The organism is Streptomyces sp. NPDC003023, assembly GCF_042888225.1.
GTDB lineage: Bacteria > Actinomycetota > Actinomycetes > Streptomycetales > Streptomycetaceae > Streptomyces.
This window is the reverse complement of record NZ_JBIAPL010000001.1, coordinates 1351198-1368763: the sequence shown is the minus strand read 5'-3', so window position 1 is coordinate 1368763 and position 17566 is coordinate 1351198. Positions and strand designations below refer to the sequence as shown.

General features: G+C 71.1%; 15 protein-coding genes. 13 read left to right on the top strand and 2 right to left on the bottom strand.

Annotated elements, in window-relative coordinates; all coding sequences use genetic code 11:
* The first annotated feature begins 98 nt into the window (after nucleotides 1–98).
* The 9 genes from ACFYV1_RS05810 (at nucleotide 99) to ACFYV1_RS05770 (ending at nucleotide 8561) form a co-directional block, all read left to right on the top strand.
* The gene (locus ACFYV1_RS05810; RefSeq protein WP_389394093.1) at nucleotides 99–1025 is read left to right on the top strand and encodes an ABC transporter substrate-binding protein; all 927 of its coding nucleotides are present in this window, start codon (nucleotides 99–101) and stop codon (nucleotides 1023–1025) included.
* A gap of 1 nt (nucleotide 1026) precedes the next feature.
* Nucleotides 1027–1962, top strand: coding sequence for an amino acid ABC transporter permease (locus tag ACFYV1_RS05805; protein ID WP_389394092.1), 936 nt, complete (start codon nucleotides 1027–1029; stop codon nucleotides 1960–1962).
* Nucleotides 1959–2768 carry an amino acid ABC transporter ATP-binding protein gene (locus tag ACFYV1_RS05800; protein ID WP_389394091.1) on the top strand — a complete coding sequence of 270 codons (810 nt, stop codon included), beginning with the start codon at nucleotides 1959–1961 and terminating at the stop codon, nucleotides 2766–2768. The genes ACFYV1_RS05805 and ACFYV1_RS05800 overlap by 4 nt, the downstream gene beginning before the upstream one ends.
* Nucleotides 2769–2807: 39 nt before the next feature.
* A complete protein-coding gene (locus tag ACFYV1_RS05795; RefSeq protein WP_389394090.1) occupies nucleotides 2808–3314 on the top strand; it encodes a hypothetical protein in 507 nt (168 codons plus the stop codon).
* A 50-nt stretch (nucleotides 3315–3364) separates the two neighbouring features.
* Nucleotides 3365–4282 (top strand): PDR/VanB family oxidoreductase, encoded by a 918-nt coding sequence (locus tag ACFYV1_RS05790; RefSeq protein WP_389394580.1) that lies wholly within the window; start codon nucleotides 3365–3367, stop codon nucleotides 4280–4282.
* A gap of 180 nt (nucleotides 4283–4462) precedes the next feature.
* A complete protein-coding gene (locus ACFYV1_RS05785; protein WP_389394089.1) occupies nucleotides 4463–6049 on the top strand; it encodes a M1 family metallopeptidase in 1587 nt (528 codons plus the stop codon).
* 83 nt (nucleotides 6050–6132) lie between these two features.
* Nucleotides 6133–6717, top strand: a complete 585-nt coding sequence (locus ACFYV1_RS05780) for a sugar O-acetyltransferase (protein WP_389394088.1) — start codon at nucleotides 6133–6135, stop codon at nucleotides 6715–6717.
* Nucleotides 6718–6721: 4 nt separating this feature from the next.
* Nucleotides 6722–7282 carry a TetR/AcrR family transcriptional regulator gene (locus ACFYV1_RS05775; RefSeq protein ID WP_389394087.1) on the top strand — a complete coding sequence of 187 codons (561 nt, stop codon included), beginning with the start codon at nucleotides 6722–6724 and terminating at the stop codon, nucleotides 7280–7282.
* Between the two features lie 253 nt (nucleotides 7283–7535).
* Nucleotides 7536–8561 (top strand): LacI family DNA-binding transcriptional regulator, encoded by a 1026-nt coding sequence (locus tag ACFYV1_RS05770; protein ID WP_389394086.1) that lies wholly within the window; start codon nucleotides 7536–7538, stop codon nucleotides 8559–8561.
* 136 nt (nucleotides 8562–8697) lie between these two features.
* Here ACFYV1_RS05770 and ACFYV1_RS05765 read toward each other — a convergent pair whose 3' ends face one another.
* On the bottom strand, nucleotides 8698–11475 hold the full coding sequence (locus ACFYV1_RS05765) for a glycosyl hydrolase (protein ID WP_389394085.1): 2778 nt from the start codon (nucleotides 11473–11475) through the stop codon (nucleotides 8698–8700).
* A gap of 240 nt (nucleotides 11476–11715) precedes the next feature.
* Here ACFYV1_RS05765 and ACFYV1_RS05760 point away from each other — a divergent pair, with 240 nt between their 5' ends.
* From ACFYV1_RS05760 to ACFYV1_RS05745, 4 genes are all read left to right on the top strand, one after another.
* Nucleotides 11716–13020, top strand: a complete 1305-nt coding sequence (locus ACFYV1_RS05760; RefSeq protein WP_389394084.1) for an ABC transporter substrate-binding protein — start codon at nucleotides 11716–11718, stop codon at nucleotides 13018–13020.
* A gap of 319 nt (nucleotides 13021–13339) precedes the next feature.
* On the top strand, nucleotides 13340–14287 hold the full coding sequence (locus tag ACFYV1_RS05755) for a carbohydrate ABC transporter permease (protein WP_389394083.1): 948 nt from the start codon (nucleotides 13340–13342) through the stop codon (nucleotides 14285–14287).
* Nucleotides 14284–15195 (top strand): carbohydrate ABC transporter permease, encoded by a 912-nt coding sequence (locus tag ACFYV1_RS05750; protein ID WP_389394082.1) that lies wholly within the window; start codon nucleotides 14284–14286, stop codon nucleotides 15193–15195. Before ACFYV1_RS05755 ends, ACFYV1_RS05750 begins: the two co-directional genes overlap by 4 nt.
* Before the next feature lie 103 nt (nucleotides 15196–15298).
* The gene (locus ACFYV1_RS05745; RefSeq protein WP_389394081.1) at nucleotides 15299–16699 is read left to right on the top strand and encodes a GH1 family beta-glucosidase; all 1401 of its coding nucleotides are present in this window, start codon (nucleotides 15299–15301) and stop codon (nucleotides 16697–16699) included.
* On the opposite strand, the gene ACFYV1_RS05740 is transcribed toward ACFYV1_RS05745, so the two are convergent.
* Nucleotides 16674–17549 (bottom strand): oxygenase MpaB family protein, encoded by an 876-nt coding sequence (locus tag ACFYV1_RS05740; protein ID WP_389394080.1) that lies wholly within the window; start codon nucleotides 17547–17549, stop codon nucleotides 16674–16676. The two genes, ACFYV1_RS05745 and ACFYV1_RS05740, sit on opposite strands and share 26 nt — an antisense overlap.
* Between the last annotated feature and the right edge of the window lie 17 nt (nucleotides 17550–17566).

Here is a 17566-nt window from a genome sequence, read left to right as displayed (position 1 = left end):
CCGGGGCTCCGGCCCCGGCGCTCCCCCTCGCACCCACCCCCCGCAGGCACGTTGACGCACCATCCGGGTCACATCCCCCTGTCCGAAAGGCAGTTCCCGTGCGCAACCCGATCAACCGCCCCGCCCGCGCCGCCGCCGTCGCGGTCGTCCTGCTCGCCGTGTCCGCCTGTACCCACGCCTCCACCGGAGCGGGTGGACCGGGATCCCCCGCGGGAGGTGAACCCGCCGCCGCGTCGCAGCCACCGACCGGCCCCGACGAGGACGCGGTCTCACTCCTGCCCGCCGCCGCCAGGTCCAAGGGCGTGCTCACCGTGGCGAGCGACGCCTCGTACCGGCCCTTCGAGTACTTCGACACCGACAACCGCACCATGATCGGCTTCGACGTCGACCTCACCGACGCCCTCGGGGCCAAGCTCGGCCTGAAGGTCCGCCACGTCAACGCCGGCTTCGACAGCATCCTCCCCGGCCTCGCCGCCGGGAAGTACGACCTCGGAGCCTCGTCGTTCTCCGTCACTCCCGAACGTTCGCGGACCGTGGACTTCGTCCCCTACCTCGACGGCGGTTCCTCGATCGCGGTCGCGAAGGGCAACCCGAAGAAGCTCTCCATGGACCCGGACCTGCTCTGCGGCCTCACCGTCTCCGCCCAGAAGGGCAGCGTCCAGGGCCTGGAGCAGCTCCCCGCCATCTCCGAGGAGTGCCGCGCGGCCGGTGACCGGCCGGTGGGCATCGAACTCTTCCCCTCCCAGGACGGCGCCAACCTCGCGGTCGTCAGCGGCCGCGCGGACGCCGTCATGGCCGACACCGTGTCCCTGAACCTGCAGGCCGAGGCGTCCGGCGGACAGTTCGAACTCGCTCCCGGCGACGACTACGCGCCGACACCGACGGGTCTGGCCCTCGTCAAGGGCTCTCCACTCAAGCCCGCGCTCGACGCGGCCATGGCCTCCGCGCTCACCGACGGAACGGTGAAGAAGCTGATGGACAAGTGGCACATCCCCGCAAGCGCGATGCTCCGGACGGAGAGCTGACATGTCCGCACTCTCCTCCGCTCTGGAGCCCTCGAGGACGGCGCCCGACGACGGCCTCACCATCGTGCCCAAACGGCACCCCGGCCGGTGGCTGTCCGCCGCCGTCCTGATCGCGATCGCGGCGTCGACCGTCGTCTCGGCGGTCACCAACGACCGCTTCGGCTGGGACGTCGTGCACGCCTACCTGCGCGACGTGTCGATCGCCAAGGGTCTGCTCATCACCCTGGAACTCACCGCCGTGTGCATGGCCATCGGCATCGTGCTCGGTGTCGCGCTGGCCGTGATGCGGCTGTCGGTCAACCCCGTTGTCCGCGCCGCCGCGTTCGCCTACGTGTCCTTCTTCCGCGGCACCCCCGTCCTCGTACAGCTGCTGTTCTGGTACAACCTGGCGGCCCTCTATCCCACCCTCTCGTTCGGCATCCCCGGGCTCGCACTGGACGCCAACGAACTGATCACCCCGATGCTCGCGGCGATCCTCGGACTCGGCCTCAACGAGGCCGCCTACATGTCGGAGATCGTCCGGGCCGGCATCCAGTCCGTCGACCGGGGGCAGGGCGAGGCCGCGGGTGCGCTCGGGCTGACGCGGATGCAGACGATGCGCCGCATCGTCCTGCCCCAGGCGATGCGGGTGATCGTCCCACCGACCGGCAACGAGACCATCGGGATGCTCAAGACGACAGCACTGGTCAGCGTCCTCGCCGTGCCCGACCTGCTGTACTCCGCGCAGATCATCTACGCACGCAACTTCCAGACCATCCCGCTGCTGATCGTCGCCAGCATCTGGTACCTCGTGGTCACCACGGTCCTGACGACCGGCCAGTTCTACATCGAGCGGCACTTCTCCCGCGGCGACCGGGCCCTGCCGCCCACACCCGTGAACCGGCTGCGCGAACTGCTGCGTACGCACGCCCCGATCACCCACCGGAGGACGCCATGAAGGCGACAGGGACGCACCCGGCGGTCACGAACTCTGCCGACGAGACCGCGCAGATGGTCCGGGCGGAGGGGATCCGCAAGCGCTACGGCAGGCTGGAGGTGCTCAAGGGTGTCGACCTCACGGTCCGCCGCGGCGAGGTCGTCTGCCTCATCGGCCCCTCGGGATCGGGCAAGAGCACCTTCCTGCGCTGCGTCAACCACCTGGAGACGATCGACGGCGGCCGGATGTGGGTCGACGGCCGGGTCGTCGGCCACGAGCAGCGCGGAACGCGGCTGCACGAGCTCTCCGACCGGGAGATCTGCCGCCGGCGCGCCGGCATCGGCATGGTGTTCCAGCACTTCAACCTGTTCCCGCACATGACGGTCCTGCAGAACCTGATCGAGGCCCCGGTGCGGGTGCTGCGTGAGCCGCGCGCGGTGGCCGTCGAGCGGGCGACGGACCTCCTCGACCGCGTCGGGCTCCGGGACAAGACCGACGCCTACCCCCGCCATCTGTCCGGCGGCCAGCAACAGCGCGTGGCCATCGCCCGCGCCCTGTGCATGCGGCCCGGGCTGATGCTGTTCGACGAGCCGACGTCCGCCCTGGATCCGGAGCTGGTCGGCGAGGTGCTGGCGGCGATGCGCGACCTTGCCGCGTCCGGCATGACGATGCTCGTCGTCACCCATGAGATGGGATTCGCCCGTGAAGTGGCCGACCGTGTCGCCTTCTTCGACGCCGGGCGGGTCGTCGAGTGCGGCCCGGCGCGCGAGGTCGTGGGCGATCCCCGGCACCCGCGTACACAGGCCTTCCTGGCGTCGGTCCGCTGAGCCCGAGTGGAGAGGAGTTCGAATGGAGAGGAGTTCGAGATGAGACTGCTGCTGCGGGCCAACGCCCACCGTGTGGCCGGCCCGTACTGCCGGGAGGTCGCCGCCTCCCCCGACACCGACCGGCCCGAGCCGTGGCGCTGGCATGTACGGCTGCACACCGGCGGCCGTGACGACGAGGATCCGCCGTCGCCGGGCACCGGGCGCCGCGTCCTGCGGCTGACGGACGGCGCGGCACTGGAGGCCGTGACCGACCCGTCGGCGGTCACCGCCGACGTGCACGTCCTGGGCGACGGCGACAACGGCAGCGACCGCCACGGTGGTGGCGAACAGCTTGTCGAGCGCGGTCCCGGGGACGTCGTGGTCCTCCTCGCCTGGGGCGGCACCGTCGTCGTGGAGGAGCGGCACACGCTCGCCGAGGGAGACGCGCTGGTGCTGGCGGGGGACGACGACCCGCTCGCGGTCGGCGTGCGCCGTGAGGAGACCGCCGACTGCGCCGTGGTCCGGCTCGGCCCGGCGGACGGCGGGGCACTGGGGTGGGTCCCGTGACCCGCACGCCCCCGGAGAGGGAGGGCACCCTGCACCTGCGAGTCACCTCGATGCGCCTGGAGGCCGAACGCGTGCTGTCGCTGCGGCTCCGGCCGCCCGGCGGGGGCGTGCTGCCGGCGTGGGAACCGGGCGCCCATGTGGATCTGCGTCTGCCGGGCGGCACCGTGCGCCAGTACTCGCTCAACGGTTCGCCGGACGACCGTCGTTCGTGGCGGCTCAGCGTCCTGCACGAGACCGCGTCGCGCGGCGGCTCCGAAGCGGTCCACCGCACGCTGCGGGTGGGCGACACGGTCGAGGTGACCGGACCGCGCAACACCTTCCCGCTCGTCGGCGACTCCCCCGAGTACCTGTTCGTCGCGGGCGGCATCGGCATCACGCCGATCCTGCCGATGGTCGACCGGGTGGCCGCGCGCGGTGCCCGCTGGTCACTGCTGTACGGCGGACGGACCCGGCCCGCAATGGCGTTCCTCGACCACCTGGCGCGGTACGGCGACCGGGTGCGGGTGCGGCCGCAGGACACGCACGGCCTGCTCGACCTTGGCGGCTTCCTGGGGTCGCCCCGCCCGGGCACCGTCGTGTACGCCTGCGGCCCGGAACCGCTGCTGGCGGCCCTGGAGGAGCAGTGCCGCGCCTGGCCGGCCGGAACGCTGCGCGTCGAGCGGTTCGCCGCCCGGCTCCCCGCGGCGCCCGGCGGCGCGGAGCAGGAGTTCGAGGTGGTGCTGAACCGCAGCGGGCGGACGGTGGCCGTGCCGTCCGGGAGCTCGGTGCTCGAGGCACTGGAGGACAACGGGCTGCGGCCGGCCAACTCCTGCCGGCAGGGCATCTGCGGCACCTGTGAGACCAAGGTGCTGGACGGCGTCCCGGAGCACCGGGACAGCCTCCTCTCCCAGGAGGAGCGGGACGCCAACGACACCATGATGATCTGCGTCGGCCGCGCCCGCTCAGAACGGCTGGTGCTCGATCTGTGACGGGCCCGGGGTCCGGCGCGTCGCCCGGTCCCCGGGGCTCGCGCCGGGCCCGGTGCCTGTGTATGCGCGGCGTTTCGGCCGCATGGCAGTCGTGTGAAAGGCCGATGTTCGCTCCTGACCGGAGGGCCTGGTCGTGTCTAGGGTCCAAGAGATCGTTCGTCCCTACGACTTGGAGCATCCGTGCACCGCAGACTGATCGTCCCGAGCGCGCTCGCGGCCACCCTTTTGCTGGCGATCCCGGCATCGGCCGCGAACTCCTCGGCAGGAGCACCGGGCATCGGCGACCCCTACTACCCGGCGGCCGGCAACGGCGGGTACGACGTGTCGCACTACGACCTGCGGCTCAAGTACCAGCCCGAGACGGACCTTCTGGAGGGGACCGCGACCCTGCTGGCCACCGCCACGCAGGACCTGAGCCGCTTCAACCTCGACTTCGGACTCGAGGTGAGCGAGGTCAGGGTCGGCGGCAGGAAGGCGCAGTTCAAGAAGGAGGGCACCCAGGAACTGGTCGTCACCCCCGCCTCGCCGCTCGCGAAGGGCAGGGCCACCTCTGTGGTGGTGCGGTACGCGGGCAAACCGTCCGAGCTGCAGATCGGCGGCTGGACGGCCTGGCACCGCACGCCGGACGGCGGCGTGGCCGCGCAGGAGCCGGATTCGGCCGTGTGGTGGTTCCCGAGCAACGACCATCCGCTGGACAAGGCGACGTACGACGTGTCCGTCTCGGTGCCGGACGGCTCGCAGGCCATCAGCAACGGAGTGCTCGTCTCGCAGAGTTCCAGGCTGGGCTGGACGCGCTACAACTGGCGGTCGAACAAGCCGCAGGCGTCGTATCTGGCCACTCTGGCGGTCGGGAAGTTCGACATCACCACGGACACGACCGCCGACGGGCTGCCGGTCCTGAACGCCTACAGCAGGGACCTCGGCGACAACGCGGGCGCCGCGCGGGCCAGCATCGAGCGGACCGGCGAGGTGGCCGAGTGGCTCACCGAGGTGTTCGGCCCGTATCCGTTCAACGCCCTGGGCGGATACGTGCCGAACGTGCGGAGCGGCTACGCCCTGGAGACCCAGACCCGCCCGTTCTACAGCCCCCGCCAGTTCGCGAACGGCGCCAACGTCTCCGTGGTCGTGCACGAGCTCGCCCACCAGTGGTACGGCGACAGCGTGTCCGTGAAGGGCTGGAAGGACATCTGGGTGAACGAGGGCTTCGCCCGGTACAGCCAGTGGCTGTGGTCGGAGAAGGAGGGCGAGGGGACCGCGCAGGAGCTGGCGGACTGGGTCTACGCCCAGCACCCGGCGGACGACCCGTTCTGGAAGGTCGCCCCCGGTGACCCGGGCCCGGAGAACCAGTTCCACCTCGCCGTGTACGACCGCGGGGCGCTGGCGCTCCAGGCGCTGCGGAACGAGATCGGCGACGAGGACTTCTTCGCGATTCTGAAGGGCTGGCCGGCCGAGCGCGCGTACGGCAACGCGAAGGTGGGCGATTTCGTCGCCTACGCGGAGCGGGAGTCGGGCAAGCCGCTCGCCGGACTGTTCGACACCTGGCTGTACGAGCCGTCGAAGCCTGCCGCGCCGGCGGTGGCGGCCGGGGCGCGTGCCGCCGGGTCGGCGGACGGCGCCGTGACCGAGCCCAGGTCCTGGAAGAGCATCGCCGCGACGAACACCATCCACGACCACGGTGACGAGCACGACCACGGGCACGGGCACGGTGACGACCACGAGCACGGTGACAAGCACGACCACGGGCACGGGGACGGCCACAAGCACTGACGCGGCCTCGGACAGGTACCCGGCGTCAGGGCGCCGCCCCTCGGTGCGTACGACCGTACGCCTCATGGTGTACGGTCGTACGCATGGCCGATCACTTCGCCGGCGACCCCCGGACCAACCGCGAACGCATGCTCGCGGGCGACCTCTACATCGCCGACGACCCGGATCTCGCCCGCGCGGCACAGCGCGCCGTGCGCCTGGCCGCCGAGTACCTCGCGGCGTACGCCCGGGACGCGGACGCCGCCAGGCCGATCGTCGCCGAACTGATCGGCGACTTCGGCGAGGGCGCGCACATCAAGCCGCCGCTGCACGTCGACTACGGCACGTACATCACGGTCGGCGAGGGAACCTTCGTCAACTACAACCTCACCGCCCTGGACGTCGCCCCGATCACGATCGGCAAGGACTGCCAGATCGGACCGAACGTGCAACTGCTCACCCCCACGCACCCCGTGGCGCCGCAGCCGCGCCGGGACAAGCTGGAGGCGGCCCTGCCGATCACCATCGGCGACAACGTGTGGCTCGGTGGCGGCGCGATCGTCCTGCCCGGCGTCACGATCGGTGACAACAGTGTCATCGGGGCCGGCGCCGTCGTCACCAAGGACGTCCCGGCGAACGTCGTCGCCCTGGGCAATCCCGCCCGCGTCGTCCGCCCGGTCGAGGGCTGAGGCGATGGCCACGGGCCACGTCGACCCCGAGCGGCGGGAGCGCATCATCGCCGCCGCCCTCGACCTCATCGCGGAGGAGGGCGTCGCGGGCACGTCGCACCGCAAGGTCGCGGCCCGGGCGGGTGTCCCCCTCGGCTCGATGACGTACCACTTCCGCGGCATGGACGAGCTGCTGCGGGAGGCGTTCACCCGCTTCTCCCGGACCGTCGTGGCGCACTTCGAGGAGTGTCTCGGCGCGGCGGGCTCCCTCGAGGAGGCCCGCGCGGCGGTCGCCGACCTCATCCATCCCCGGTCCGGCTCCGACCAGCGCAGTCTGGTCCTCACCCACGAGCTGTACACGCTCGCGGCCCGGCAGCCCGCCTACCGGGAGCTCACGCGGGAGTGGATGCGCGGCAGCCGGCGGATCCTCGAGCGGCACTTCGACGCGGCGACGGCCCGTCAGCTGGACGCGCTCATCGAGGGCATGTCGATCCACCGCGCGCTCGACACCGAACCGCACGACCGGGCGCTGACCGTCGACGCCATCGCCCGTCTCACCGCCACCCGGCCGCCGCCCGGCGGGTGACCCCCAGCCGCCCGGCCGGCGCGCTTCCTGACGAGTGCGCCGGCCGGGCTCGTTTCCCCCGCAGCCGGGAGCCCGCAACAGGGAGCCCGTCGGAAGCCCGTGTGACGCGAAGCCCGTGATCGGTAGCCCCTCACCGGACGCCCCCGGATCTGGGAGCGCTCTCAGACTGACGGTCCGGGCGGATATCCTGTCCAGGTCAGACACGCCGCCGACCGGTGCGCCAAGGACCTGGACCAGACGAGGAGCGCCCGCCTTGCCCGAGCAGACCACTGGGTCCCGCCCCACTCTCGAAGCCGTAGCGGCTCGCGCGGGCGTCTCCCGGGCCACGGCCTCCCGAGTCGTCAACGGCGGTGCCGGGGTACGCGCGCCGCTGGTCGACAAGGTGCGCCAGGCGGTCGAGGAACTCGGTTACGTGCCGAACCACGCGGCGCGCACCCTGGTCACCCGTCGCAACGGAGCGGTCGCCGTGGTCATCGCCGAGCCCGAGATGCGGATCTTCTCCGACCCCTTCTTCGAGCAGCAGGTCCGCGGGATCAGCCGTGAGCTCACGGCGCACGACTCCCAGCTGGTGCTGCTGTGGGTGGAGGGCCCCCAGGACCACGACCGGATCGCCCGCTATCTGGGCGGCGGCCACGTCGACGGCGCACTCGCCTTCTCGCTGCACAACGACGACCAGCTGCCGGCGCTCATCGGCAGGACGAAGATCCCCATGGTCTTCGGCGGACGGCCCGTGTCGGGCTCCGACCTCGCCGTACCGTATGTGGACGCCGACAACCGCGGCGGCGCGAGGGAGGCCGTACGCCATCTGGTCTCGCGTGGCTGTGCGCACATCGCACACATCTCGGGCCCCCGCGACCAGACGTCCGCCCAGGACCGCGTCGACGGCTACCACGACGTCCTGATGGACGCGGATCCCGCGCTGTTCTGCCAGGGCGACTTCACGGAGGCGAGCGGTGCCCGGGCGATGGCCGATCTGCTGGACCGGCGACCGGACGTCGACGGCGTCTTCGTCTCCAACGACCTGATGGCGTCTGGGGCACTGCGCACACTGCGGGAACGCGGCCTGCGGGTGCCGGAGGACGTGGCCGTCGTCGGTTTCGACGACATGGCCTCCGTCGTCGGCACGACGCGGCCCGCCCTGACCACGGTGCGCCAGGACATCGAGGGCATGGGCCGGCTGATGGTCCGGCTGCTGATGCGGCTGCTGAACGAGTCCGGTGGCGAGGCCCCCGCCTCAGTGATCACCCCGACCACACTGGTGCGCCGCGAATCCGCCTGACCGCCCGATCCGCACCGGATCTCACCGGATCGCAGCGCACCGCACTGCGTCGCATCGCACCGCGCCGCACGCGCCGACGCGCCGCACGCCGAAGTCGTTCCGGCGTGCGGCGCGCAAGGGCGTTCCTCCTGAGGCCCTAGCCGAAGGGAATCACCAGGACGGACTTGTCGGTGCCGGTCTGGAGTTTCGCGGTGCCGTTGCCGATGGCGCTCCACACCTCGAGGCGGACGGTGCCGCCGGCCATGTTGCCCAGCGTGCCGGTGGAGGCCTTGAGGCCGCGTGACTGCGCGTACTCCTCCCAGCCGGTGACCGGGTCGGTCGCGAAGTAGTGGTACGTCTCCGTCCGGTCGAAGGTGCCGTCACCGGTGAGGTCGTAGCTGATGCGCGCCTGCTGGCCGAGCCCGACCGTGGTGCCGGCGTCGACCTGGAGGCGGAAGCCGGTGGCCGCGCCGGGGGTGAGTGTGCCGTTGACGCCCCGGACCTCGTAGACGAGCGGCTGGTGCGGGGTGCCGTCGTAGTTGGCGCCGCCGGCGGAGGCGATCGTGTCGCTGCCCGCCGTGCCGCCGGTCGCGGTGGTGAGGGCTCCCCCGGTGCGCAGCTGGAAGGTGTTCCCCGTGGGCGGCTCGGGGTCGGGGTCGGGGTCGCCGCTGCCCGTTCCGGTGCCGGTGGCGGTGGAACGGGCGGGCACGGAGAGCGTCTTGCCGTCGGAGAAGGTCACGGTGCGGGCGGTCGAACCGTGGTTGTGGGCCGCGTAGGTGCGCGCGGTGCCCTTGGTGAAGACGGCGGAGGTGGGAATGTCACCGGTCACCGTGGCGTCCGGGGCGCCCAGTGTGTCGAGGGTGCTGATCCAGTGGTAGGTGTGGGCCTTCGACTCGCCCTGCTCGGGTGTGTAACCCGCGTTGCCCGCGTCCCACTTGGACTTGGCCGTGGCGGGGTCGGCGAAGGACTGGAACTCCCACAGGATGTCGCGCCATTCGACGGCCGGGCCGCCGTTCTCCCGTTCCATCTCGGCGATGTTGCGACGGATCGCCGTCTTCTCGCCGCCGAGGTGGAGCGAACCGCCGGTGACGGGGAGGACGTTGATGCCGTGGATCTCCTCGGGGTTGGCCGTCCACCAGGTGGCGTAGGCGGCACCGCTGCCCCAGACCATGCCGGCCGTGTCATGCCCGAAGTTGGACGGGAAGACCTGCTCGTCGGCGTCGAACCAGTACTGGGCGATCGACTCCGACTCCGTGGTCAGCAGGTAGGTGCCGAGGTCGCGCATCGAGGTGTCCCCGGTGGCGGAACCCCACAGGATCAGCGCCGCGCTGAGGTTGGTGGACTCGGACGAGGACTCCTGGTTGTTGCCTGCCGCGAAGCCCTGGTGACCGGAGGCCCAGCTGTGGCCCGCGTAGACGTCGAAGCCGCGCAGGAAGGGGAAGGCCGTGTCGGTGCGTGCGGCGTTGGCGGTGTCGCGCACCAGGGTCTTGACCATGCCGCCCCAGGCGGAGTCGGCGGCCCAGGCCCGGTCGTACTGGGCGACGATCGCCGCCGCGTAGACGTAGTAGCTGTAGTGGAAGTGGTGGTCGTTGAGCTCGGTGTCGCTGCCGTAGGAGGCCGGGTAGCCGGTGAGGGTCTTCCAGTCCTTGTCGTACGAGAACTCGTTCGCCCCGCCCGCGGTGAACCAGTCCTGCAGCCTGCCCTTGATCAGGCCGAGGAGCTTGTCACGGGTGCCGGTCTCGCCGATCTGCTCGGCGACGGGCACGAGCTGGGCGAGACGGCCGAGCGCCTTGCCGGTCCAGTAGGTGTCGGTCGCTCCGGAGAACGGGTCGGAGGCGTTCGCCACCTCGTTCAGGTAGCCGCGCAGCCGGGCGGTGTCCACACCGTTCGACTTCGGCAGTGCGGGCAGCACCGCGGCGGCCTTCTGGCTGGTGGTGAAGGACGCCGACTCGCGGACCTTCATGGTGCCGCGGGGCGAGACGTACGTGTAGGAGGTGAGCGGGTCGGTCGTGTTGAGCCACTGGTGGCGGTAGAGGGCCTGGAGCGTGCCGCGCTCGGTGCCCTCCTTGGCCTCCGTGCTGAGCGTGTAGGTGGCCCTGACCGTACCGCCGTTGTAGCTCCAGGCGACGCTGGAGCCGGTGACGAAGCTGTAGGCGTACTTCCGATAGGTCGCCAGCGCGCTCGTGGAGGGCAGCACGGCGACGGAGAAGTAGTCCTTGGAGCCGAGCCCGGCGGTGATCGTGGATCCGGAGATGTTCCAGTCGCTGCCGGTCGGCGCGAAGAGGGCGTAGTGGTGTCCGGCGACGGTGATGCCGAGGACGTTGCCCTGGTCCGCGAAGACGGCGGGGGCGGCGGCGGTGGTGATCTGCGCGTTGCCGCCCGAGCCCTTGGCGTACACGAACGGAGAGCCGTGGCCGATGGTGGTGCGCAGGGTGCGTGCGCCGTCCGACCAGTAGGGCGTGACGGTCCAGTCGGACCAGTTGTCGGCCTTGGTGTCCGGCGAGTTGAGGCCGCTGAGACCGATGGTGAGGTCGCGCTTGTGCGCGTACTCGTACTGGCGGCCGTCGCCGACGATCGCGGCGGTGGTCGGGTAGCCGACGTCGAGCCCGCCGGCGGTGGCCTGGTAGGTGAGGGGGTGCCCGTACATGGGGGTCGAGTACGGGTTGTCGCCGTAGCGCTGGAAGGCGAGGGAGGACCACCAGTCGTTGGTGGGCACCGGCCGGCTCTTGGCGGCGGCGGTCACCTTGGGGACGACCGGCGCGCCGGTGTTGGTGGTGGGGCCCGACGTCCCGGCGGGGCGGGTGTCGGAGTAGCTGCCGGAGCCTACGGGGATCGTGGCGGCGGCCGCGGGTGCGGCGGCCGGGCCCAGGCCGAAGGCGGCCAGGGCTGAGGCCAGGACCAGCGCGGCTGCTGGCCTGGTGCGGGGGGCTGGCATGAAGCGGCACCTCAAGTCATCACGGGAAGGGGTGGCCGAGAGCGCTCTCAGACGGCCGAAACGTAGAACTCCTGAAACACAAGTGTCAATACATCGAACAAGCCCGGTAGTTGCTGCCGAGTCCAAGCCGTTATGTCTTCGAGTCTTGACGGGGTGAGCGCTCGCGGGGCACGCTCCAAGCGCAGATTTGAGAGCGCTCTCAAACGTTCTCGTCCCACCTGAAGCCAAGGGAGGCTTCCCATGCCCATAGCCAGAGCCGCCAAAAGGGCCGCAGTCCGCCTGGGTGCGGTCGCGCTCGCCGGGGCCCTGCTCGCCGCCTGCGGATCCGGTTCCTCGGACACCGCTTCCGACGGCGAGGGCGGGAAGGTCACGCTCACCGTCGACCTGTTCGGTTCCTTCGGCTACAAGGAAGCCGGCCTCTACGCCGAGTACGAGAAGCTGCACCCGAACGTCACGATCAAGCAGACCGACACCGAGGACGAGGCCGACTACTGGAAGTCGCTCCAGACCCGTCTGGCCGGCGGCGGCGGCCTCGCGGATGTCCAGGGCATCGAAGTCGGACGCATCGCGTCGGTCACCCAGCAGCAGGCCGACAAGTTCGAGGACCTGAAGAAGTACGGCGCCGACAAGCTGAAGAGCCAGTTCGCTCCGGCCAAGTGGGCGGCGGCGACCGGCAAGGAGGGCCAGGTCCTCGGCCTCGGCACCGACGTCGGCCCCGAGGCCATGTGCTACCGCACCGACCTCTTCAAGCAGGCGGGCCTGCCCACCGACCGCGAGGAACTCGCGAAGAAGTGGTCGACGTGGGACGGATACCTCGAGCTCGGCAAGCAGTACAAGGCCAAGGCACCCGCCAAGAGCGCGTGGCTGGACAGCGTCGGCAGCCTCTTCTCCATCATGATCGGGCAGGAGGAGGAGCGTTACTACGACGCCTCCGGGAAGCTCATCTGGGACACCAACCCGGCACTGAAGACGGCGTGGGACACGTCCGTCAAGGCGGCGGAGAGCGGGCTGAGCGCGAAGCTCGACCAGTGGTCACCGCAGTGGAACCAGGCCTTCGCCGCCGGTTCCTTCGCCACCATCCCCTGCCCCGCCTGGATGCTCGGCTACATCAAGGGCCAGGCCGGTGACTCGGGCCAGGGCAAGTGGGACATCGCCAAGCTGCCCGGCGGCGCCGGCAACTGGGGCGGCTCGTACCTCTCCATCCCGCGCGCGGCCAAGCACAAGAAGGAGGCGTACGAGCTGATCGAGTGGCTCACCGCCCCTGAGCAGCAGGCCAAGCTGTTCCAGAAGCAGGGCAACTTCCCCTCGTCCACCGGTGCCATCGAGAAGGTCGCGGACGCCACCGACCCGTACTTCTCCGGCGCACCGATCGGCCAGATCTTCGGTGACGCGGCGAAGGCAGCCCCGGTCCAGGTCCTCGGCGTGCACGACCAGAACGTCAACCAGCAGATCACCAACGCGCTGGGCGAGGTCGAGCGCAAGGGCGCCTCGTCGGAGAAGGCGTGGGCGAACGCCAAGAAGGGCGTCGACAACACCATCGGCTGACGCCTCGGGGGAGCAACCCCTTCGGGCCGGTCCGTCGACACTCGACCCCCGCACCGGACCGGCCCGAAGGCCCCTCCCCCGCACCGCCCGAGTACGGCTCGGTAGCTCCTGAGTACCGCCCGCACCACCGCGGACGGACCGGGCGCCGCCCCGCACCACCGCGTACTCCCCGGGCCCCGCCCCAAACCGCCCCGTACCGCCGCGTACTCCCCCGGCCCCGCCCCGTACCGCCGCCCGAGTACCGCCCCGCATCACGTCAGCACCGCCTCAGAATCCGCCCGCACCGCACTCGTACCGACTCATCCCGAAGGGCCGCACCGTGACCCTCACCGCTTCCGCGAAGCCGGTCTCGCCGCCCCGGCCGCCGGCCGTGCGTCGCGCCTGGCGCAAGGTCTCGCCGTACGCATACATCGCCCCGTTCTTCACGCTGTTCGCCGCCTTCGGGCTCTTCCCGCTGGTCTACACGGCGTTCGTCTCGCTCTACCGGGTCGAGCTGCAGACCCCCGGCGACATGGAGTGGCGGGGGCTCGGCAACTACACCGCCCTGCTGAACGACGAATTCTTCTGGACCTCGCTGCGCAACACGTTCACCATCGGGGTGCTCTCCACGGTGCCGCAGCTGGTGATGGCGCTCGGTCTCGCCCACCTGCTCAACTACCGGCTGCGCGGCCGTACTTTCCTGCGCACCGCGATGCTGCTCCCGTACGCGACATCCGTGGCCGCCGCCACCCTCGTCTTCGCCCAGCTCTTCGGCCGCGACTTCGGGCTCATCAACTACGTCCTGGGGCTGGTCGGTTTGGGCCCGGTGGACTGGCAGACCGGCACCGTCGCCTCGCAGATCGCCGTCTCCACCATCGTGATCTGGCGCTGGACCGGCTACAACGCGCTGATCTACCTGGCGGGCATGCAGTCCATCCCGACCGAGCTGTACGAGGCGGCGGAGATGGACGGCGCGTCGCGGTGGCGGCAGTTCTTCCATGTCACGCTGCCGGGGCTGCGGCCCACGATCGTGTTCACGGTGGTCGTCTCCACGATCGGCGCCACCCAGCTCTTCGGTGAGCCGCTGCTGTTCGAGGGCTCGATCTCGGGCGGCATCTCGCACCAGTACCAGACGCTCGGCCTCTACATGTACGAGCAGGGCTGGGGCTTCTTCCACCTGGGCCGCGCCGCCGCCATCGCCTGGGTGATGTTCCTGCTGATCCTGGTGCTGGTCGGGGTCAACGCCCTGATCGCGCGCCGCCGTTCCCGCAAGGAGGCCGGCCGATGACCACGCTCGCCGCACCGCCGACGAAGCAGCAGCCGGCCACCGAGACCCCCGCGGTCCGCAGGCTCCGTGGCCGGAAGTCCGGCGCCGGCCGCACCATGAAGGGCGGCAAGCTCGCCTACGCCATCCTCATCGTCGCGGTCCTGATCTCCGCGTTCCCCTTCTACTGGACGATCGTCGCCGCCAGCCGTTCCAACGCCGACCTGGCCAAGGTGCCGCCCACACTGCTGCCGGGGCCCAACCTGATCCGCAACTTCGAGGCGGTGATGGAGGAGGCGGACATCGGCAAGGCGCTCGTCAACTCCTTCATCGTCTCCGGCTCCATCACCGTCGGCACGGTCCTGTGCTGCACGCTCGCCGGTTTCGCCTTCGCCAAGCTGCGCTTCCGCGGCCGTGGTGCGCTGCTGGGCATCACCGTCGGCACGATGATGATCCCGCCGCAGCTGGGCGTCATCCCGCTGTTCATGCTGATCGCAGAGCTGCAGTGGGTGAACCAGCTCCAGGCGGTGATCCTGCCCGGCCTGGTGTCGGCCTTCGGTGTGTTCTTCATGCGCCAGTACCTGATGCAGTCCCTGCCGGACGAGTTGATCGAGGCCGCCCGAGTCGACGGCGCCTCGACCGCACGCGTCTTCTGGTCGATCGTGGTCCCCATCGCCCGGCCCGGCATGGCTGTGCTCGGCATGCTGACGTTCATGGCCGCCTGGAACGACTTCTTCTGGCCGATCGTGGCGCTCACCTCGTCGGAGCCGACGGTCCAGGTGGCACTGCGCCAGCTCGGCGGCGGCTACGTCCACGACCAGTCCGTGATCATGGCGGGCACCCTGCTGGGCACCCTCCCCGTCCTGCTGGTGTTCGGCCTGCTCGGCCGGCAGATCGTCGGCGGCATCATGCAGGGCGCGGTCAAGGGCTAGAGCCCTCGTCCGGAGGGCCGGGACCGATCCGGACCGAAAGCCCCTCCGATCCACCGTCTTCGCTCAGACGTCTCACTCCGCCCACTACCAGGAGTTCCACCTGATGACCGCGCTCGACGCACGCCCCGACACCACGACGACACTCCGGTTCCCCACCGGGTTCCGCTGGGGCACCGCCACCGCCGCGTACCAGATCGAGGGTGCGGCCGCCGAGGACGGCCGCACCCCGTCCATCTGGGACACCTTCAGCCGGATTCCGGGCAAGGTCCGCAACGGCGACACCGGTGACATCGCCGCCGATCACTACCACCGGATGAGCGACGACGTCGCCCTCATGCGCCGGCTCGGGGTCACCGACTACCGGTTCTCGATCGCCTGGCCGCGGGTACAGCCCACCGGCCGCGGCCCCGCCGTGCAGAAGGGCCTCGACTTCTACCGACGGCTCGCCGACGAGTTGCGGGAAGCCGGCATCCGGCCCGTGGCCACGCTCTACCATTGGGACCTGCCCCAGGAACTGGAGGACGCCGGGGGCTGGCCGCAGCGGGAGACCGCACGGCGCTTCGGCGAGTACGCCTCGATCATGGCCGACGCGCTGGGCGACCGGGTGGCGACCTGGACCACCCTCAACGAACCGTGGTGCGCCGCCTTCCTCGGGTACGGCAGCGGCGAGCACGCCCCCGGCCGCACCAGCGCGCTCGCCTCGCTGCGCGCCGCGCACCACTTCAACCTGGCGCACGGCTGGGCCGCCCAGGCGCTGCGTGCCGGGCTGCCGCTGTCCGCGGAGGTGTCGCTGACGCTCAACCTCCACGCGGTGCGGGCCCATTCGGACTCGGCGGCCGACCTGGACGCGGCGCGCCGCATCGACGCCGTCGGCAACCGCATCTTCCTCGACCCGGTGTTCCGCGGCCGGCTCCCGGAGGATCTGGTGCGGGACACGGCACAGGTCACCGACTGGTCCTTCGTCATGAACGGCGACCTCGACGTGGCCTCCACACGGATCGACTCGCTGGGCATCAACTACTACTCCCCCACCGTCGTCGCCGCGCAGTCCGGCCCGGCTTCCCCCTCACCGTGGGCGGGCGCGGAACAGCACGTGAAGTTCCTGCCCGCGCCCGGTCCGCGCACCGCGATGGACTGGCCGGTCGACGCCGACGGCCTGCACGAGCTGCTGATCCGGCTGCGCGACGACCTGCCGGGCGTACCGCTGGTGATCACCGAGAACGGCGCGGCGTACGACGACTACGCAGACCCGTCCGGCGAGGTCAAGGACCCCGAGCGGGTGGCCTACCTGCACGCGCATCTGTCGGCGGTCCACCGTGCGATCGCGGACGGCGCGGACGTACGCGGGTACTTCCTCTGGTCCCTGCTGGACAACTTCGAGTGGGCGTACGGCTACAGCAAGCGGTTCGGTGTGGTGCACGTCGACTTCGCGACGCAGCGCCGCACCTTCAAGGACAGCGCGCGCTGGTACGCGGAGGTCATCGCGCGCGGGGGTCTGAGCTGAGCCTCTGGGCCCGGCGCGCCTCGCGGGCCATGGGGAGGTAGCGCAGTCGCTCGGGGAGTACGGGGACCACGGCCCGTACGACCCGGGCGAAGCGCCGCAGCCTGCGTTCCTGGGTGTCCGTCCAGGGCAGGCCGATGGCCTCGCGGGCGTCCGGCGGCATGAGCCCGACGGTCATGAACCGCCGGAAGCGGGCCAGCGGCGGCAGCAGCAGCGGCCACAGCGCGCGGAGCACCGCCTTCAGCGGCCGCGGCCCGCGGTCGGGCGGCGGAACCGGCTGGTCCACGTCCACCAGCTCCCGTACGACGACGGTTGCCTCGAGCTCGTCCGCCAGGACCTTGCGGTAGTAGGGCCAGAACTCCTCGATCGTCCGCGGCATGTCCCGGTCGTGGATGCCGAGGATCCGGCCGACCTGGAGCCACTCCGCGTACAGCTGTCGCTCCTCCGCCTCGGTCAGCTCGCGCACCAGGTAGCGGGCGGCGTGCCGGTACACGGGGAAGCCGGTCGCGTGGACCCAGGAGTAGTGGGCCGGGGTCAGCGCGTGGTAGCGGCGGCCGTGCGCGTCCGTGCCCCGGATGGTGCGGTGCAGTTCACGCAGGCGCCTGCCCTCCTCCGCCGCCGCCTCGCCGCCGTAGACCCACAGCTGGAGGGAGCGCAGGGAACGCTCGCCGCGGCCCCACGGGTCGGTGCGGAAGACGGAGTGCTCGTCGACGCCCGCGCCGACGGCGGGGTGGGCGACCTGCATGGTGAGAGCGGCGGGCAGCATCAGCAGGGCGCGGACGTCACCGGCGAGGTCCCACAGCACGCCGCCGGGCGGTGGCGGAAGGGGAGGCTCTGCTGCGGCCCTGTTCATCGGCGGCCTCCGGGCGA

Coding starts and splice junctions, on each gene's coding strand:
- ACFYV1_RS05740 (WP_389394080.1), bottom strand. CDS start 17,549: ATGAACAGGGCCGCAGCAGAGCCTCCCCTTCCGCCACCGCCCGGCGGC.
- ACFYV1_RS05790 (WP_389394580.1), top strand. CDS start 3,365: ATGCGCCTGGAGGCCGAACGCGTGCTGTCGCTGCGGCTCCGGCCGCCC.
- ACFYV1_RS05805 (WP_389394092.1), top strand. CDS start 1,027: ATGTCCGCACTCTCCTCCGCTCTGGAGCCCTCGAGGACGGCGCCCGAC.
- ACFYV1_RS05765 (WP_389394085.1), bottom strand. CDS start 11,475: ATGCCAGCCCCCCGCACCAGGCCAGCAGCCGCGCTGGTCCTGGCCTCA.
- ACFYV1_RS05780 (WP_389394088.1), top strand. CDS start 6,133: ATGGCCGATCACTTCGCCGGCGACCCCCGGACCAACCGCGAACGCATG.
- ACFYV1_RS05795 (WP_389394090.1), top strand. CDS start 2,808: ATGAGACTGCTGCTGCGGGCCAACGCCCACCGTGTGGCCGGCCCGTAC.
- ACFYV1_RS05760 (WP_389394084.1), top strand. CDS start 11,716: ATGCCCATAGCCAGAGCCGCCAAAAGGGCCGCAGTCCGCCTGGGTGCG.
- ACFYV1_RS05750 (WP_389394082.1), top strand. CDS start 14,284: ATGACCACGCTCGCCGCACCGCCGACGAAGCAGCAGCCGGCCACCGAG.
- ACFYV1_RS05745 (WP_389394081.1), top strand. CDS start 15,299: ATGACCGCGCTCGACGCACGCCCCGACACCACGACGACACTCCGGTTC.
- ACFYV1_RS05800 (WP_389394091.1), top strand. CDS start 1,959: ATGAAGGCGACAGGGACGCACCCGGCGGTCACGAACTCTGCCGACGAG.
- ACFYV1_RS05775 (WP_389394087.1), top strand. CDS start 6,722: ATGGCCACGGGCCACGTCGACCCCGAGCGGCGGGAGCGCATCATCGCC.